General features: G+C 57.4%; 14 protein-coding genes. 11 read left to right on the forward strand and 3 right to left on the reverse strand.

Annotated features, from left to right (window positions below; all coding sequences use genetic code 11):
* Nucleotides 1–69 precede the first annotated feature (69 nt).
* Together ACTJJ1_RS00675 and ACTJJ1_RS00680 are read right to left on the reverse strand one after the other, a co-directional pair.
* A complete protein-coding gene (locus ACTJJ1_RS00675) occupies nt 70–1,428 on the reverse strand; it encodes an MFS transporter (RefSeq protein WP_440831989.1) in 1,359 nt (452 codons plus the stop codon).
* Nucleotides 1,429–1,634: 206 nt separating this feature from the next.
* A complete protein-coding gene (locus ACTJJ1_RS00680) occupies nt 1,635–2,540 on the reverse strand; it encodes a GntR family transcriptional regulator (RefSeq protein WP_062791701.1) in 906 nt (301 codons plus the stop codon).
* 140 nt (nt 2,541–2,680) lie between these two features.
* Here ACTJJ1_RS00680 and ACTJJ1_RS00685 point away from each other — a divergent pair, with 140 nt between their 5' ends.
* From ACTJJ1_RS00685 to cui, 7 genes are all read left to right on the forward strand, one after another.
* Nucleotides 2,681–3,706, forward strand: coding sequence for a zinc-binding alcohol dehydrogenase family protein (locus ACTJJ1_RS00685; protein ID WP_122289085.1), 1,026 nt, complete (start codon nt 2,681–2,683; stop codon nt 3,704–3,706).
* A 139-nt stretch (nt 3,707–3,845) separates the two neighbouring features.
* The gene (gene phnC, locus ACTJJ1_RS00690) at nt 3,846–4,679 is read left to right on the forward strand and encodes a phosphonate ABC transporter ATP-binding protein (protein WP_440831991.1); all 834 of its coding nucleotides are present in this window, start codon (nt 3,846–3,848) and stop codon (nt 4,677–4,679) included.
* A 35-nt stretch (nt 4,680–4,714) separates the two neighbouring features.
* Complete coding sequence (gene phnD / locus ACTJJ1_RS00695; RefSeq protein ID WP_020453752.1) at nt 4,715–5,647, forward strand: phosphonate ABC transporter substrate-binding protein; 933 nt, start codon at nt 4,715–4,717, stop codon at nt 5,645–5,647.
* Nucleotides 5,648–5,705: 58 nt separating this feature from the next.
* Nucleotides 5,706–6,569 carry a phosphonate ABC transporter, permease protein PhnE gene (phnE, locus tag ACTJJ1_RS00700; protein ID WP_004942102.1) on the forward strand — a complete coding sequence of 288 codons (864 nt, stop codon included), beginning with the start codon at nt 5,706–5,708 and terminating at the stop codon, nt 6,567–6,569.
* A complete protein-coding gene (gene phnE / locus ACTJJ1_RS00705; protein ID WP_062791698.1) occupies nt 6,566–7,465 on the forward strand; it encodes a phosphonate ABC transporter, permease protein PhnE in 900 nt (299 codons plus the stop codon). The genes phnE (ACTJJ1_RS00700) and phnE (ACTJJ1_RS00705) overlap by 4 nt, the downstream gene beginning before the upstream one ends.
* 225 nt (nt 7,466–7,690) lie before the next feature.
* Nucleotides 7,691–8,155 (forward strand): DUF1456 family protein, encoded by a 465-nt coding sequence (locus ACTJJ1_RS00710; RefSeq protein WP_004942106.1) that lies wholly within the window; start codon nt 7,691–7,693, stop codon nt 8,153–8,155.
* A 749-nt stretch (nt 8,156–8,904) separates the two neighbouring features.
* Nucleotides 8,905–9,423 (forward strand): colicin immunity protein Cui, encoded by a 519-nt coding sequence (gene cui / locus ACTJJ1_RS00715; RefSeq protein WP_062791697.1) that lies wholly within the window; start codon nt 8,905–8,907, stop codon nt 9,421–9,423.
* Nucleotides 9,424–9,495: 72 nt separating this feature from the next.
* On the opposite strand, the gene ACTJJ1_RS00720 is transcribed toward cui, so the two are convergent.
* Nucleotides 9,496–10,590, reverse strand: coding sequence for a colicin-like pore-forming protein (locus ACTJJ1_RS00720; protein WP_440831995.1), 1,095 nt, complete (start codon nt 10,588–10,590; stop codon nt 9,496–9,498).
* A 517-nt stretch (nt 10,591–11,107) separates the two neighbouring features.
* Between ACTJJ1_RS00720 and atzF the strand changes: the two genes are divergently transcribed.
* The 4 genes from atzF (at nt 11,108) to urtA (ending at nt 18,765) form a co-directional block, all read left to right on the forward strand.
* On the forward strand, nt 11,108–12,976 hold the full coding sequence (gene atzF, locus ACTJJ1_RS00725) for an allophanate hydrolase (RefSeq protein WP_440831997.1): 1,869 nt from the start codon (nt 11,108–11,110) through the stop codon (nt 12,974–12,976).
* A 68-nt stretch (nt 12,977–13,044) separates the two neighbouring features.
* Nucleotides 13,045–16,668 (forward strand): urea carboxylase, encoded by a 3,624-nt coding sequence (gene uca, locus ACTJJ1_RS00730; protein WP_440831999.1) that lies wholly within the window; start codon nt 13,045–13,047, stop codon nt 16,666–16,668.
* A 73-nt stretch (nt 16,669–16,741) separates the two neighbouring features.
* Nucleotides 16,742–17,452 carry a GntR family transcriptional regulator gene (locus ACTJJ1_RS00735; RefSeq protein ID WP_004942110.1) on the forward strand — a complete coding sequence of 237 codons (711 nt, stop codon included), beginning with the start codon at nt 16,742–16,744 and terminating at the stop codon, nt 17,450–17,452.
* A 44-nt stretch (nt 17,453–17,496) separates the two neighbouring features.
* Entirely contained in the window at nt 17,497–18,765 is a 1,269-nt protein-coding gene (gene urtA, locus ACTJJ1_RS00740) for an urea ABC transporter substrate-binding protein (RefSeq protein ID WP_004942111.1), read from the forward strand.
* Nucleotides 18,766–18,843 lie beyond the last annotated feature (78 nt).

An 18,843-nucleotide genomic window follows, 5' to 3' on the forward strand; every position in this document is an offset into this window, starting at 1 on the left:
CGGGAGAAAAAGCCTGTCAGAAGGCGCTTTGCAATGCCGCCGGTAGCGGCGGCATTTTCAGGACGCAGGTCAGGCCGCGCTGTCGACAATCGGGTGTTTCACCACGAAGAGATAGGATAGCGCGCCGATGACGGTGAAGCAGGCGCAAAGAATAAGCGCCAGTTTAAAGGAGTGGGTGGTATCCAGGATAAAGCCGGTGATCACCGGGGCGAACGAGGCGAAAATAAAGCTGGCGAAGTTCTGGATGCTGCCGACCGAGGCGGTCATGCGCGAGGTTACCGCCACGTGGATCAAGCCCCAGCAGGAGGTGCCGGCAAAGTGGATGCAAAACAGCGCCATGCCGATCAGCACTACGGCGCTGTAGGTGGTGGTGGCCTGCGGCACAATGGCGGTGAAAGACGCGGACAGCAACATGCCGGCCACGATGCAGATTTTGCGGCTTTTCAGCGGCGCCATGCCACGGCGAACCAGGAAGTCGGTGACAAAGCCGTTCGACAGCATGCCGGCAGCGCCGAACAGGAACGGAATGGCGCTCATCAACCCGGTGCTTTTCAGATCCAGATGGTAGGTGGTTTGCAGGTAGCCCGGCAGCCAGGCCAGATACAGCCACGCGGTGTAGTTGATGCCGCTAAAGCCGATCATCATGCCCCACATGGTGCGATTTTTGAATAACGAGCGCCACTCGCGGAAGTTCATCGGTTCGCGCCGCGCGCTGACGCTGCCGGCATTCAGATAGGCCTGTTCCTGGGCGCTCAGGTCGATGTCCTGGCGGTTGCGATACAGCATATACCACCCGATCGACAGCGCGATCCCCAGCATGCCGATGGTGATGAACATCCCGCGCCAGCCGAAGGCCAGCATCATGGCGGTGAGGATCGGCGGGCTGATCGCCAGGCCAATGGTGGACGCCGAGTTGAAAACCCCCATCGGCATACCGCGATGTTTGATGTTGAACCAGTCGTTGATCACCTTCACGCCGCACGGGTTCATCGGCGCTTCGCCGATCCCCAACCCGATGCGTACCCAGATAAACTGGGTGAAATTGTGGATCATGCCGGACAGCGTCTGGAACACCGACCAGACGAACATTCCCACCCCCAGCATAATGCGCGGGCCTTTACGATCCAGCAGCAAGCCGCAGGGCAGTTGGGCGATGCCGTAAGCCAATGAAAACGCCGAAAGCAGCAGGCCGATTTCGGTACCGCTCAGGCCCATTTCCTCCCGGATGGTGGAATTCGCGACCGACAGCGAACTGCGGTCAAGGAAGTTGATGATGGCGGCGAAAAACAGCAACAGCATGGCGGTGGTCTGGATTTTTTTAATTCTCGCCGAACGTACCAGCATGCCGTTTGGCGGCATCGGAATGATGTGATCTGAATAAGGGTCAATCTGTTCTTTTCCGCTGTCAACGGTGGTGGTTCTTTCCATCTTTGCCTCCAGAATTTCGCATTAATAATATTTATTATTCCGGGTATTCCCCTGGGTGGTGCATGAGCAGGCGATCGGCAGTAAGCCTAGATGGGGGGATATTTTAGCGATGCGTTTTTGTCGCGGTTCCGTGCGGCAGTTACTATTTTGCTGCTCTTTATCGGTTTTAAATGCCGCTTTGGGCGTTTTTTATCGATAAAAAGCGATCAGGCGACGTCCTGATTGATGGAGCGGATCATCGATTGCTTGGCCGTGTCCAAGTGGCGATGCAGCGCGTTGATCGCTTCCTGGTCATTGCGGCAGATCAACGCGCTGAGGATGATCATATGTTCTTCGATGGCAATGATATTGCGCTGTTTCAGGTCGGTTTCATCCCACTGGTAGTGGAAGTGGAAAATCACCGAAATGATCTCCAGCGACTGATTGAAAAAAGGGTTGTTGGCGGCGGAGAGGATAAGCCCGTGGAAGTCGCGATCCAATTGGGAGAACAGGCGGTAGCTGTCGCTGATGCTTTCCCGCAGCTGGCGGTGGCGGCTCAACAGCTCCCTGGCCTGCAACCAGCGTTCGTCGTCGGCGGGCAAGTTGATAAAGCGTGACAGGGCGTGAGTTTCCAGCATCTGGCGCAGTTCAAACAGCTGCTCGGCATAGTTTTGATCAAACTTTTTCATGCGCCACTGGCCGCGCTTGACGGTTTCGATCAGGTTATAACGGCTAAAGTGCAACAGGAATTCCCGCACCACCAGCGGGCTGACGTTGGCGATGCGCGACAGTTGCAGCTCGCTGAAACTGTCTCCGGCGCGCAGCTGCTTCTGGTTAATCATCTGATAGAAGCTTTTCTTGAACTGCTTGTCCTGGTCTTCCAGCGAAGGGTTCACGCACTCGAAGCCGTCCTCCGCCTGCGGCGGCCGAACAATCACATAGTCATCACCGACCTTTTCCAATACTCCGCGCTGGTCGAGGTGGGCCAGCGTGTGGCGCACCGTGGTGCGGCTGATGTTATACATTTCGGCCAGCGCCGCCTGAGACGGCAGCGGCGAACGAAGATGGCCGCCGTGAATACCCTCAATCATCTGGTTAACCACGTTGTGCCGCAGGTTCTGGGTTCTGCTCATGGGTTGTCTCTGGTGTTTTTTATGCATTTAAAACCAATTTAAATCGGTTTATTTAGTGCTGCCTCACAGATCTGCTCGATGGCATAACCGGTCGCCGCGTTTTTATTGAATAACCTTCTCACCTGACTGGAGGAAAGACGATGACGACAATGAAAACATTAGTGTGCGAGCAGCCGACGAAATTGGTTTATCAACAGCGCCCGGTGCCTTTGCCCGCCGACCAGGAGGCGGTGATCAAAATAATCACCGTCGGCATTTGCGGAACGGATATTCACGCCTGGTCCGGTCATCAGCCTTTCTTTAGTTATCCCCGCGTATTGGGCCATGAAATATGCGGCGAGATTGTCAGCATCGGCAATAATGTCAGCGGCTGGCGGGTGGGCCAGCGCGTGACGGTAATGCCGTATCTTTCTTGCCGGCGCTGCGGTGCCTGCCAGAGCGGCAAAACCAACTGCTGCGAGAATATTTCGGTGATTGGCGTTCATCAGGATGGCGGTTTCTGCGAGTTCCTGAGCGTGCCGGTCGGCAACCTGCTGGCTGTGGACGGCCTGCCGCCGGAAACGGCGGCGCTGATTGAACCCTTCGCCATCAGCGCCCACGCGGTGCGCCGGGCGGCAATAGCACCGGACGATCACCTGCTGGTGGTGGGGGCCGGGCCGATCGGGTTGGGCGTGGCGGCGATAGCCTGCGCCGACGGCGCGCAGGTGGTGGTCGCCGATACCAGCGCCGAACGGCGGGCACATGTTGAAAAAGCCTTGGGGCTGCCGACGCTCAACCCGGCGGATGAGCAATTTGACGCGGCGCTGCGCGATCGGTTCAGCGGCATGCTGGCGGCCAAGGTGATTGACGCCACCGGCAACCCGCACGCGATGAATAATAGTCTGAACCTGATCCGCCACGGCGGCAGCATCGTCTTCGTCGGGTTGTTCAAGGGCGACATTCAGTTCTCCGATCCGGAGTTCCATAAAAAAGAAACCACCCTGATGGGCAGCCGCAATGCGACTCAGGAGGATTTCGCCAAGGTGGGCCGTTTGATGGCGGCAGGGAAAATTACCGCGCAGATGATGCTCTCGCACCATTTTGATTTCGACACCCTGGCGGAACATTACGAACAGCAGGTGATTAATAATAAGCAGCTGATCAAAGGCGTAATCCATTTCAATTAGCCCGACGCCGCTCCTCAATGCGTCATGTTGAGCGGGCGGCACACGTCACTTCCCAGCCATAAAACCATCATCCCGCTGTCATAAATTTATTCGTTAATAGGTGCCCATAATGATTAGCCACTGAAACCAGAGAAATCATATGGCTCAGGCACTGTTAAAACTTGCACCAACCGATTTTCCAGGGCAGCAACCGATCTCCTCACGTAAGGTGCTGTCGGTGAAAGGATTGGTCAAAGCCTATAAATCCCAGCAGCGCGTGTTGGACGACATCAACTTCGATCTGCACGCCGGCGAGTTCGTGGCGGTGATTGGGCGCTCGGGCGCAGGCAAATCCACCTTGCTGCATACCCTGAACGGCACCATTCCTTCGAGCTGCGGCGAGATGCTGCATTTTGAAGATGACGGCGTGGCGCAGGACATCGCCCAACTTTCCGCCCGCCAGATGCGCCAGTGGCGTTCCCGCTGCGGCATGATCTTCCAGGACTTCTGCCTGGTGCCGCGCCTGGACGTCATGACCAACGTACTGTTGGGCCGCCTGAGCCACACCTCTACCCTGAAGTCCTTCTTCAAACTGTTTGACGATGCCGACCGCGGGCGCGCCATCGAGCTGCTGCAATGGCTCAATATGCTGCCGCACGCCCTGCAGCGCGCCGAAAACCTGTCGGGTGGCCAAATGCAGCGAGTGGCGATCTGCCGTGCGCTGATGCAAAACCCTAAAATTCTGCTGGCCGACGAGCCGGTAGCGTCCCTCGATCCGAAAAACACCCGCCGCATTATGGATGCGCTGCAAAAAGTCAGCGAAAACGACATCGCGGTAATGGTGAACCTGCACTCGGTTGAACTGGTGAAAGAATATTGCACCCGGGTCATCGGCATCGCCCAGGGCAAAATCGTGTTTGACGGGCACCCGTCGCAACTGAACGAACGGATACTGCACCAGCTGTATGGCGAAGAAGCCAATCAAATCCATTGATTCACTTTTACCTTTACACACACAAGGCACCCGTAATGAAAAAAGTATTGAGTCTGACCACAGTGATGGCCGGCGCGATGATGGTATTTAATGCTGCCGCAGCGGACGCACCTAAAGAACTGAACCTGGGCATTCTCGGCGGCCAAAACGCCACCCAGCAGATCGGCGATAACCAGTGCGTGAAGCAGTTCCTGGACAAAGAGCTGAACGTGGACACCAAGCTGCGTAACTCTTCCGACTATTCCGGGGTAATCCAGGGCCTGCTGGGCGGCAAAATCGATCTGGTGCTGAGCATGTCGCCATCGTCGTTCGCCTCGGTGTACATCAAGGATCCGAAAGCGGTGGACATCGTCGGTATTGCGGTTGATGACGTTGACCAATCTCGCGGTTACCACTCTGTGGTGGTGGTCAAAGCCGGTAGCCCGTATAAAAAGCTGGAAGATCTTAAGGGCAAAGCTATCGGTTTCGCCGATCCTGATTCCACCTCCGGCTTCCTGATCCCGAACCAGGCGTTCAAAAAACTGTTCGGCGGCACGGTGGACAACAAATACAACAACGCCTTCTCCAGCGTCACCTTCTCCGGCGGCCATGAGCAGGACATTCTCGGCGTGCTGAACGGCCAGTTCGAAGGCGCGGTAACCTGGGCTTCGATGATCGGCGACTACAACACCGGCTACACCAGCGGTGCGTTCACCCGCATGATCCGCATGGATCACCCGGACCTGATGAAACAGATCCGCATTATCTGGCAGTCGCCGCTGATCCCGAATGGCCCAATCCTGGTGAGCAACTCGCTGCCGGGCGATTTCAAAGCCAAAGTCGTGACCGCCATCAAAAAGCTGGATAAGGACGATCACCAGTGCTTTATCAAGGCGATGGGCGGTAAACAGCACATCGGCGACACCACTCTGGCTGAATACCAGAACATCATCGATATGAAGCGTGAGCTGACCAAAGGCGACCGTTAATGCTGCCGGGGCTTGGCCAGGCTGAGCCCCGCTGATTTCCACTCGTCGGAAACCTATTTTGAATACAGATTTTGCGCACTACTACCAACAGATCCGCAGCAAGCAAAAGCGCGAGACGCTGTTCTGGTCGCTCGGTCTGGTGGCGCTCTACCTGGGCGCCGGCAACATCGCCGAGTTCAACCTGCATACCGTGTGGGTGTCCATTCCCCACTTCTTCGATTACCTGGCGGAAACCGTCCCGACGCTGCACTGGAAGCTGCTGTTCGCCGATGGCCATACCGAAGGTTCATTGGCCTACTGGGGTTATCGGCTCAACATTCAGCTGCCGCTGATCTGGGAAACGCTGCAACTGGCGCTGGCGGCGACCCTTCTTTCGGTGCTGGTGGCGGGGGGGCTGGCGTTTCTGGCGGCTAACAACACCCACAGCCCGGCGTCGCTGCGCCTGGCGATCCGCACGTTGGTGGCATTTTTGCGCACCATGCCCGAGCTGGCGTGGGCGGTGATGTTCGTGATGGCATTCGGCATTGGCGCCATCCCCGGCTTTTTGGCGCTGGCGCTGCACACCATCGGCAGCCTGACAAAACTGTTTTATGAGTCGATCGAAACCGCGTCCAACAAGCCGGTGCGCGGGCTGGCAGCCTGCGGCGCGACGCCGTTGCAACGCATGCGTTTCGGCCTGTGGCCCCAGGTGAAGCCGGTGTTTTTGTCGTACAGCTTTATGCGGCTGGAAATCAACTTCCGTCAGTCGACCATTCTTGGGCTGGTGGGGGCGGGCGGCATCGGCCAGGAGCTGATGACCAATATCAAGCTCGATCGCTACGATCAGGTCAGCATGACGCTGTTGCTGATTATCCTGGTGGTCTCGCTGCTGGATTACACCTCCGGCGAGCTGCGCAAACGGGTCGTGGAGGGGAAAAAATGATCACCGCACCAACGCTCTCGGCACAAGAGCTGCAAACGCTCAAACAGCAGCACCCGGAAATATTCTCGCAGCAGCGCCGCTATCTGCGCACCCTCGGTATTATCGCCGTGGCGATCGCGCTGTATTACCTGTTCTTCTTCCAGTTCTTCGGCATCTCCTGGCCGCAGTTCGTTAACGGTTGCCAGCAACTGGGCCGTTACTTTGTGCGCATGTTCGTCTGGCACGATTTCGTCAACTGGCCGTTTATGTATTACTTCCAGCAGATCTTCATCACCATCGGCATAGTGTTTGCCGGCACCATCACCGCTTCGCTTATCGCCTTGCCGCTGTCGTTCTTCGCCGCGCGCAACGTGATGTCGACGCCGCTGCTGCGGCCGATCTCGGTGGCAGTGCGGCGGTTGCTGGATATTTTACGCGGCATCGATATGGCGATCTGGGGGCTGATCTTCGTGCGCGCCGTCGGCATGGGGCCGTTGGCCGGGGTGCTGGCGATTGTGATGCAGGACGTCGGGCTGCTCGGCAAGCTGTATGCCGAAGGGCACGAAGCGGTGGATAAATCCCCCAGCCGCGGCTTGACGGCGGTGGGTGCCAACGGTTTGCAGAAGCACCGTTACGGTATTTTCACCCAGTCGTTTCCCACCTTCCTGGCGCTAAGCCTGTACCAGATTGAATCCAACACCCGCTCTGCGGCGGTGCTGGGCTTCGTCGGCGCCGGCGGCATCGGCCTGGTGTATGCGGAGAACATGCGGCTGTGGAACTGGGACGTGGTGATGTTCATCACCCTGATCCTGGTGGTGGTAGTGATGGCGATGGATAAGGTGTCGTCCCTCCTGCGCAACAAATACATTATTGGCGAAGACATCCCGCTGTATCGGCAAAAAAGCCAAATCGATTGAGAAACCCTTCACCGATCCCTATACTGCCGCACATATTCAAGGTGTGCGGCCATACCCGTCGTCTTTCAAGCCGCAGCGTTGTTACCCGCACTCGCGCACCCCGGTGACTTACCTGAGTAAGCGCCTGGGATGAGCGAGCCGGGTGCCTGGCTGCAACTTGAAAGCCAGGGGGTATATATCAAATGCGCACCTCCCCGGTTTACAAGCTAAAGGCAATTTAACTCCATGATCAACAACGATGTGCTGCGCAGCGTGCGCTACATGCTGAGTATTAACGACGCTAAAATGACCGAGATTATCAAGCTGGATAATTTCGACGTTGAGGTCTCTGCGATGCGCGCTTACGTCATCAAAGAAGGCGAGCCGGGTTTCGAAAACTGCCCGGACGAAGTGATGGCGCACTTCCTGAACGGCCTGGTGTTCCTCAAGCGCGGCAAGGACGACAAGTTCCCGGCACCGGAAGTGGAACTGCCGATCACCAACAATCTGGTGTTGAAAAAGCTGCGCGTGGCGTTCGAACTGAAAGACACCGACATGCACCAGATCTTCACCGCCGTGGAGTTCCGCATCTCCAAGCCGGAGCTGAGCGCGCTGTTCCGCAAAGAAGGCACCAAAAACTTCCGCCCGTGCGGCGATCAGATGCTGCGTTATTTCCTCAAAGGGTTGGCGCAACGTATTCGCGGTGAGTAATTAAGGTGTTCACGTAACTAGAGGCGTAATCGCAAGATTGCGCCTTTTTTCTTTCTGTCCCCGCAGCATACTGTTGTATGGGCCGCCAGCCATCCGCATCAGATGGTGGTCGTGTCAGTACACCCGTTTTAGTTCCACACACATTTTGAGATTTCCGGGGGCAGCCATCAGCCGATAACGGTATTTTCTCAGGTCGACGAGTCGGTTCTGCAGTTTTTGACGAGAATCGGCACCGCGTCGTGAAAACGAAGCATAGTTCTTGAAACACTGACTGAATGATACGGGTAATAAGTAATCCTGGTGATTACCCATGTTTCGCCCTAGTGGCGCGCTAAATTTATCCTTCAGAATGAAATGCCAGGCACTGAAATCGGTGGCGGCAATGATCTGATCATGCGACCAGGCAGGGGGGCCAGGATTTCGGATGCCCTTCAGACGTTGTTCCTGTTGCCAGTCCGAGTTCAGCTTGTCGATGTCCTGTGTTATTTTGTTGTAGAAATTTGTGCCTTGTTTACGGTTCCAGCAGTGTAAGGCCGGATTGTCTCACCACTTCTGCCCAAACCGGCGCGTGGCTTCCTAGTCTATACTGTTGCATAACGTGATAAAAGCCCAATCAGGCAACAGGATGAAGTGGAGTGAAGCACAGATAATGTGATGTGCGATAAACGATAATAGCCCTCACACCATGACTGGACACTGATTCACAGATAGCCAATAATGAATTCATAGGAAACAATCAGGGACTTATCATGAGTAACGACTTGTATGCATGGAAGAAATTCATCAAGATTGGCTTAATCGGCATATTACCATTAATACTAATATTTGTTTTTTTCAAGGCTGTGCCAGAGAGTCCAGCTTTGTATTATTTCCTGGAACTGACTAAAAACATCAGTACCAATATCTCATCAACCAATCTGGCACTTACAAAACCATTGGGTATGTATTGCAAACTGGCACCCTTGTTCTCGATCTATTTTGCAGTAAAGTACTTAAAATATGTCAAATCAAACCCTAAAACCGAAGACAAGGCATCATTGATATTTTATTTATTTGGGTTTTTGGCGGTTTATGCAGTGATTTTTTATATATTTGTGATAAGTGCATTCGACATAAATAACGGAAATAGGTTGTTGAAGGCGACTGCCTCCAATGATTTTTATATCTTGTTCTATTATTTTGTAGTGTTCTCTGGATTGTACGCATTGACCTTTTTACTCGCCATGTTGGTTAAATTTATCTATTTATGGCTTATTAAAGAAAAATAACATAAATAGAGCCTCAGACAGAGGCTCTTAAAATCTCTCTCATCCTAATACGACCAGGATAAAATGATGGGGTTAATTGGTTGGGCGAACAACCTCGTTATTAAACCGTTCGGCAAGAGCCGCATCAATATAAGAGGTCGCATAGGCAATCAAGGCGGCAGCAGCAATCGTTATTGCTGCTGTGAAGAGCGCAGACAATGCAAGCAGAGACAAAATCCCAGTGACCAACCCTAATGCCACAGCGCCTACGATACCGCTAAGTACCATCGCCTCAATCTCATATGCCAAGGGTGCCCAGTTACCTGTATTATATCCCTCAATAGCCTTATCACGGATCTTGTCAGCCTTGATGGCGAGGTCTGCTGCCTTGAAGAATTTTCCAAAGTGACCAAACCGACTTGCCAAATCACTAGCCTTAACGCTTTTCATCGCGCTAATAAGTGCTTGTTTGTCACCTTGCTTTACCTTCATCGAGGGGTTTGACATGATATTATTCAATGAGGCTAAGGCATCGTTATAATTTCTTATCGTCTTCCCCTGGAAATTACGAAGGTTATTCGCAATTTCTCCAGCATATCGCTTATACTGACCACTGATATGATTACTGATTTTCTCACCCGCATCAGCGATAATACCGCTGGCTTCCATGAGCACATTTTTCTCATCATTCAGATAATTCCTTACCTGCTCCCGAGCCACACTTTTTCGGTATTCTTCACCTTTTGCCCATGATGTGCGGGTATCACTCTCATTCGTCTTTGGTCTTGAGACTTGAAACGTTCCTTTTTCATTACCGTTTCGGTCAATACTCACTGAATAAACAAAATTTTCTGTGCGAGAATAGTACAGATGTTTATCCCTGTTATCACCCGTGAGTTGTCCGCCATCGACAACGTTAGGGTGTCCAGGTATGGACCTAAGAGCATTCCTGCCAGAGGCACCACTCTTCGACCCGCCATTGTTGCCCTTGCCTGAGTCACCACCGCCCCATTGAATGCCGCTGCCAGAATCAATAGCATGAACCCCCTCAAAGGTCATCGTCACACCGTTGATCGTGTCTGTTAGCGTACCACCGTGGCCGACATTAGGCCCGCCACCAAGACCAGTTGATCCCCCATTCACGCCACCGGTTGGGCCACGAGAATCTTTCCCATCTCCACCACTCATATTCTCTCTCCTTGATAAGAAATACTATATTTAACTGTGTTTATATACAGTATTTTAACTCTATCGAGCAAACATGTTGGTGTCAATAGATGATAATTATTCTCATTTTGTGTTGTGTATGGCACAACATCAATTCACTGGGTATTGTGCATTCACGAGGGCGTGAATTATTTTTTCGTGTAATGCACTATTTTATAGGTATCGTGATCTCAACCAAAGAACAGGAATTGATAGTGATTGGCGCAGCAGAGGCGCGCCGCTGGCGTAGAGCTCCCGGCGCCAGCGGTAAATTTGAGCGAGCATGATGTGACAATATTATTCTGCGTTTCCAAGCGGCGATCGCTGCTTTCTCCCATTTTTTGCACCTTTTTTGTCCGACGATTGCGCGCCGCTGGTGCAGGTTTTTTACTCTCCCGTCATAAGTTTTAATTATAATTTATTGAAATCAGTGTATTAAAAATTGGCACGCCGGTTGCTCTATTGAATCCCATCTTGTGTACTAGATGGAATTCAGACGATGACCCAGCCAGTTAAACAACGCGGTTTCACCCTCAGTGAATGGCAGCACCATTATCACACCAGGCCGGCCGGCGAGCGCATGGCCTGCGTGCGCGCCACGCTGGAGACGCTGACGTCGGGCCTGAGCCTGGACGACAACGCCTGGCTTTACCTTGCCACCGCCGCGCAGCTGGAAGTGCAGTACCGACAGCTGGCACAGCAACTGGATGCGGTCGCCGGGGATATCAGCCGCCTGCCGCTGTTCGGCGTGCCCTTTGCGGTTAAAGACAATATCGACGTCGGCGGTTGGCCGACCAGCGCCGCCTGCCCGGAATTCACCTACCAGGCCGCAGAGGATGCCAGGGTCGTCGCCAATCTGCGCGCCGCCGGCGCCATCGTTATCGGTAAAACCAACCTCGATCAGTTCGCCACCGGCCTGGTCGGCACCCGCTCACCGCACGGTGCGGTGGTCAACAGCTTTGACAGCCGCTACGTCAGCGGCGGTTCCAGTTCCGGTTCGGCCTCGGTGGTGGCGCGCGGCCTGACGCCGTTCTCGCTAGGGACCGATACCGCAGGTTCAGGGCGCGTTCCGGCGGGGTTCAACAATATCGTCGGTCTGAAACCGACCAAAGGATGGCTGTCGAATTGTGGCGTGGTGCCCGCGTGCCGCCTGAACGACAGCGTTTCGGTATTTGCCCTGACGGTGGCGGATGCCGCTCTGGTGGCCGAGATGGCCGGCGGTTATGACGCGGCCGATGCCTATTCGCGCATCAACCCGCGTACCGCTCCGGCGGATTTGCCCGCAGCGCCGCGTTTTGCGGTCCCCGCGCAGCCCGAGTTTTTCGGCGACACGCAGGCCGAGCAGGCGTTTCAACGGGCGCTGGCGCAGTTGCAAGGCTGCGGTGTCGCGCTTGAACCCATAGATTTCACCCCCTTTCACCAACTGGCCGAGCAGCTCTATTACGGCCCCTGGGTCGCGGAGCGTACCGTGGCGGTCGAGGCGATGCTGAACAGCAATCCTCAGGCCATCAACCCGGTGGTACGCGGCATCCTCAATAACGGCCTTAAGTACAGCGCCTGCGACGCCTACAAGGCGGAATACCTGCGTGCCGAGCTGGCGCGGGAAATTGGCCAACAACTGGCGCAGTACGACGCGCTGGTGGTGCCGACTTCACCGACGCTGCGCACCTTGGCGGAAATGGAGCAGGAGCCGGTGTTGTTCAATTCGCAATTCGGTACCTACACCAACTTTACCAACCTGGCCGATCTGAGTGCGCTGGCCTTGCCTGCGCCGATGCGCGACGACGGCCTGCCTGCCGGCATCACGCTGATTGCGCCGGCCTGGCACGATCGTGCGTTGGCGGCCTTCGGCCTGCGCTGGCAACAGACTCAGAACCTGCCGCTCGGCGCCACCGGCCGCACCTTGCCGCCGCCGGCGCCGCTGACGCCATCGGTGGAACATGTGCGGGTGGCGGTGGTGGGCGCTCACCTCAGCGGTATGCCGCTGAATGCCCAGCTTACCCAGCGCGACGCGGTATGGGTGGAGCAAACCGCCACCGCGCCGTGCTACCGGCTCTACGCCCTGGCCAATACTCAGCCGCCCAAACCGGGGCTGGTCAAAACCGGGCAGGGGGCCGCCATCAGCGTTGAGCTGTGGGACATCCCGCTGGCGCGTTTCGGCGAATTTGTCGCGGAGATCCCGGCACCGCTGGGCATCGGCACGCTGCTGTTGGCGGATGGCCGCCGGGTAAAAGGTTTTATCTGCGAACCCTGGGCGCTGGAAGGCGCATTGGACATCACTGAGTTTGGCGGCTGGCGCAACTATACCCGTCATCTTTCCGACCCTGGCGTTGTTGGCAGCGTTGACTCACCCCAGTCACTTACCTGAGTGATGTGCCTGCTTGCCGCCTGGCCACAGCCTGAAAGCTATTGGGTATCGTTCTATGAGGATTGCATATGTTTACCACTGTATTAATCGCTAACCGCGGCGAAATTGCCTGCCGCGCGATCCGTACCCTGAAACGCCTGGGTGTGACCAGCGTGGCGGTCTATTCCGATGCCGACCGCAATGCGCCACATGTCACCGAGGCCGATCTGGCGGTGGCGCTCGGCGGCGAAAAGGCCGCCGACAGCTACCTGTGCATTGATAAAATCCTCGCTGCCGCAGTGGAAACCGGCGCGCAGGCGATCTATCCCGGCTACGGTTTTCTCTCCGAGAGCGCCGAATTCGCCGATGCTTGCGAAGCGGCGGGCATCGCCTTTATCGGGCCGACGGCGGCGCAGATCCGTGAATTCGGCCTGAAGCACCGGGCGCGCGAATTGGCGGCGGTGGCGCAGGTGCCGATGACGCCGGGCACCGGCCTGCTGGACAGCATCGAGGACGCGGTCACTGCCGCCGCGCGGATTGGCTACCCGGTCATGTTGAAAAGTACCGCCGGCGGTGGCGGCATTGGCCTGACGCGCTGTGACGACGAAGCGGCGCTGCGCGAAGCTTACGACAGCGTAAAGCGGCTGGGCGAGCAGTTCTTCCGCGACTCCGGGGCCTTTATCGAACGCTTTGTCGATCAGGCGCGCCATGTGGAAGTGCAAATCTTTGGCGACGGCCAGGGCCGGGTGGCGGCGCTCGGCGAGCGTGATTGTTCGTTGCAGCGCCGTAACCAGAAAGTGGTGGAAGAAACCCCGGCGCCGAACCTGCCGGCGGCGACCCGTCAGGCGCTGCATCAGGCGGCGGTAGCGCTGGGTGAATCGGTGAATTACCGCAGCGCCGGCACCGTGGAATTTATCTACGACGGCACGCGCGACGAGTTCTATTTCCTCGAGGTAAACACCCGCTTGCAGGTGGAACATCCGGTGACCGAAATGGTGACCGGGCTGGATCTGATCGAATGCATGTTGCAGGTGGCGGCGGGCGATGCGCTGGACTGGGCGGCGCTGCAACGCGCACCGCAAGGGGCCTCGATCGAGGTGCGCATCTATGCCGAAGATCCGCTGAAGAATTTCCAGCCCAGCCCCGGCGTACTGACCGAGGTGCATTTCCCGGAAAACGTGCGCGTCGACGGCTGGGTGGCGACCGGCAGTGAAGTGTCGGCATTTTACGACCCGATGATCGCCAAACTGATCGTCCACGGCGAAGATCGCCAACAGGCGCTGGCGAAAATGCGCGCGGTGCTCGGCGCTACCCGTTTGCACGGCATCGCCACCAACCTCGATTACCTGCGTCAGGTGATCGCTACGGCGCAATTCCAGAGCGGTAAAGTCTGGACCCGCATGCTGGACAACTTCCGTTTCCAACCCAGCAGCATTGAAGTGCTGCAACCGGGCACCTACAGCAGCGTGCAGGATTATCCGGGCCGTCTTGGCTATTGGGATATCGGCGTGCCGCCTTCCGGGCCGATGGACGATTTCGCTTTCCGGCTGGCCAACCGCATTGTCGGCAACCACCCGAGCGCCGCCGGGCTGGAGTTTACTTTGCAGGGGCCGACCTTGCGCTTCCACTGCGATGCGATCATCGCCCTGACCGGCGCCGACTGCCCGGCGAACCTGGATGGGGAAGCGGTAGCCTACTGGCAGCCGGTTGAGGTTCGCGCCGGGCAGGTCCTGAGCTTGGGCCGCGCCGCGCACGGTTGCCGCACTTATCTGGCGGTGCGTAATGGGCTCGACGTGCCGGTGTATCTGGGCAGCCGTTCGACCTTCGCCCTCGGGCAGTTTGGCGGCCACGCCGGGCGCACCCTGCGGGTCGCCGATATGCTGGCGGTATCCCAGCCTGCGCTGGCAGCCAGCACCACCCCGGCCCCCATCGCGGCGCCGCAGGCGATGGACGACAGCCTGATCCCGCAATACGGCAGCCTGTGGAACATCGGCGTGCTCTATGGCCCGCACGGCGCGCCGGACTTCTTTACCCCGGAGTCGATCGACACCTTCTTCGCCGCCGAATGGCAGGTGCACTACAACTCCAACCGGTTGGGCGTGCGCCTGTCGGGGCCGAAACCCGGCTGGGCGCGGCAGGACGGCGGGGAGGCCGGGCTGCACCCTTCTAACGTACATGACTGCGAGTACGCCATCGGATCGATTAATTTCACCGGCGATTTCCCGGTGATCCTCACCCGCGACGGGCCGAGTCTCGGCGGTTTTGTCTGCCCGGTGACCATCGCCAAAGCCGAACTGTGGAAGGTGGGCCAGGTGAAGCCGGGCGACCGCATCCGCTTCCATCCTATCGGTTTCAAACAGGCGCAGTCGCTGGAGCAGGCACAGCTTGGCAGCATCGAAGCGCTGGCGGCGGTGAAGGCGATAACCCTGCCGACGCCGGATTTGACGCCGGGCGCCACGGCTTCTGCGGCTATCGTCGCCGCATTGCCGGCCGGGGAGGGCCGCCCCTCGGTCGTCTATCGCCAGGCCGGGGACGGTTACATTTTGCTGGAGTACGGCGACAACGTACTTGATCTGGCGTTGCGGCTGCGTATTCATCTGCTGATGCAATCGCTCAAACAGGACGCGATCCCCGGCGTTGAGGAACTGGCACCTGGCGTGCGATCGCTGCAGATCCGTTACGACAGCCGCACTATCGGCCAGGCCGATTTGCTCCAGCGCCTGCTGGCACGTGAACAGGCGCTGGGCGACGTCAGCCGCCTGAAGGTGCCGACGCGCACGGTTTATCTGCCGATGGCGTTTGAAGATTCCGCCACCCTGGGCGCGGTGGAGCGTTACAGCCAGACGGTACGCAGTTCTGCGCCCTGGCTGCCGAACAACGTCGATTTTATCCAGCGCATCAATGGCCTCAGCCACCGCGAACAGGTACGCGACATTATCTTCGACGCCAGTTATTTGATCCTCGGGCTGGGCGATGTCTATCTCGGTGCGCCCTGCGCGGTGCCGATTGATCCGCGCCACCGGTTGCTCAGCTCCAAATACAACCCGGCGCGCACCCACACCGCCGAAGGCACGGTCGGTATCGGCGGCATGTACATGTGCATTTATGGCATGGACTCGCCGGGTGGCTATCAGTTGGTCGGGCGCACGCTGCCGATCTGGAACAAATTCCTCAAAAACCCGCAGTTCAACGCCGGTGAGCCCTGGTTGCTGCACTTCTTCGATCAGGTGCGTTTCTACCCGGTCAGCGAGCAGGAGCTGGATGAGCAGCGCGAGGCGTTCCGTGAAGGGCGTGCGCAGGTCCGCATCGAAAACAGCGAATTCGACTTTGCCGAGTACACCCGTTTTCTGGCAGACAACGCCGAAGACATCGCCGCATTCCAGCAGCGCCAGCAGCAGGCATTCAACCATGAAGTGACGCTCTGGCAGGCGCAAGAGAGCGAGGCTGAGGCGCAATTGCTGCCGCCGCAGAGCGATGAGGAAGAGGTCGACGGCTATCTGGTCAGCGCGGATCTGAACGGCAACGTGTGGAAGATCCTGGTGGAACCGGGGCAGACGGTAGAAGCCGGCCAGCCGCTGGTTGTGGTTGAGGCGATGAAAATGGAACTGGCGGTCACCGCGCCGCGTGCCGGGATCATCAAACGCATCGGTTGCCAACAAGGGCGGCCGGTGGGGCCAGGCGATGCTTTGCTGTGGCTGGAACACGCCGGCTGAGCATCGTGGCTTCAACCTGATTCAGGATTTTACGCAGGGGGCGCCGTATGCTGCGCCCGGCAAGAGGAAAACTATGCAAATCACCAATAACCGCAGCAAGGCGCGGCCGGAGGGGCTGGCGGAGCGTATCTACCTCCAGCTCAAGGATGACATCTTTGATTTTCATCTGCTGCCGGGCGATCGCTTCAGCGAAAACGAAGTGGCGTTGCGCATGGACGTCAGCCGTACGCCGGTGCGTCAGGCGCTGTTCTGGCTGGAGCGCGAGGGCTACGTCGAAGTGCATTTTCGCAGCGGCTGGCAGGTGCGCCCCTTCGATTTCGACTACTTCGAGCAACTCTACGATCTGCGCATCGTGCTGGAGTGCGAAGCGGTTAAACGGCTGTGCGCGCGCCCGGCGGGAGAGGTGCCGCCGCCACTGGCGGCGCTCAACGGCTTCTGGATCGACGAGCCGCGGCTGGAGGACGGCAAAACCGTCTCGCTGCACGACGAACAGTTCCATATGACGCTGGTGGAGGCGGCGGGTAATGGGGAAATGGCGCGCATTCATCGCGACCTGACCGAGAAGATCCGCATCATTCGCCGGTTGGACTTCACCCAGGGAACCCGGGTCGAGGCCACCTACGACGAACACGCCGCCATTCTGCGGGCGATCTTGCAACACCAGACCGAGGAGGCGCAAACGCTGCTCAGTAACCACATTGCCGTCAGTAAGGCGGAAGTACGGAAAATAACCCTGCATATGTTGCACCAGGCGCGTCTTCATACCCCGGACAGTCCTGCGTGAATTTTTCTGAACCTGTTTTCCAACACACATCAGGAGTTTTAATTATGCAACGTCGTCACTTTATAAAAGCTTTTGCGTTGTCTGCCACCGTGATCGGCATGGGCATGGCCTGGAGCGCGCAGGCGGCCGATACCATTAAAGTCGGCATTCTGAGCTCGCTGTCGGGCACCATGGCCATCTCTGAAACGCCGCTGAAAGACGTGGCGCTGATGACCATCGATGACATCAACGCCAAGGGCGGCGTGCTGGGCAAAAAACTCGAGCCGGTGGTGGTGGACCCCGCTTCCAACTGGCCGCTGTTCGCCGAAAAGGCGCGCCAGTTGCTGACCCAGGACAAAGTGGCGGCGGTGTTCGGTTGCTGGACGTCGGTCTCGCGCAAATCGGTGTTGCCGGTGTTTGAGGAACTGAACGGGTTGCTGTTCTACCCGGTGCAATACGAAGGGGAAGAGATGTCGCCAAACGTGTTCTACACCGGCGCCGCCCCTAACCAGCAGGCGATCCCGGCGGTGGAATACCTGCTGAGCGAAGACGGCGGCTCGGCCAAGCGCTTCTTCCTGCTGGGTACCGACTATGTGTATCCGCGCACTACCAACAAGATCCTGCGCGCCTTCCTGCACACCAAAGGGATCCAGGACAAGGACATCGAAGAGGTCTATACGCCGTTCGGCTACAGCGATTATCAGACCATCGTCGCCAACATCAAGAAATTCTCCGCCGGCGGCAAAACCGCAGTGATCTCCACCATCAACGGCGACTCCAACGTGCCGTTCTACAAAGAGCTGGCCAATCAGGGCATCAAGGCGACCGACGTGCCGGTGATCGCCTTCTCGGTGGGTGAAGAAGAACTGCGCGGTATCGACACCAAACCGCTGGTGGGCAACCTGGCGGCCTGGAACTACTTCGAGTCGGTGGATAACCCAACCAACAAGCAGTTCGTCAGCGAATGGAAAGCCTACGCCAAGGCGCACAACCTGCCGAACTACGCCACTGCCGTAACCAACGACCCGATGGAAGCCACCTATGTCGGCATCCATATGTGGGCACAGGCGGTGGAGAAAGCCGGCACTACCGACGTCGACAAGGTACGTGCGGCGATGGCAGGGCAGACCTTTGCCGCACCGTCGGGCTTCACCCTGACCATGGACGCCACCAACCACCACCTGCACAAACCGGTGATGATCGGTGAGATTGAAGGCAACGGCCAGTTCAACGTGGTGTGGCAGACCGACGCCCCGGTGCGCGCGCAGCCGTGGAGCCCGTTCATCGCCGGCAACGACAAAAAACCGGATCACCCGGTAAAAGGCGGCAAGTAACCGTCGCATTCCCGTAGGGGCGCCGCAGGCTGCGCCCGTCGTAACGGTAGGGGCCGGGCATACCCGGCCCCTACAGAG

Source organism: Serratia sp. 22264, from assembly GCF_052045345.1.
Taxonomy (GTDB): Bacteria; Pseudomonadota; Gammaproteobacteria; order Enterobacterales; family Enterobacteriaceae; genus Serratia; species Serratia plymuthica.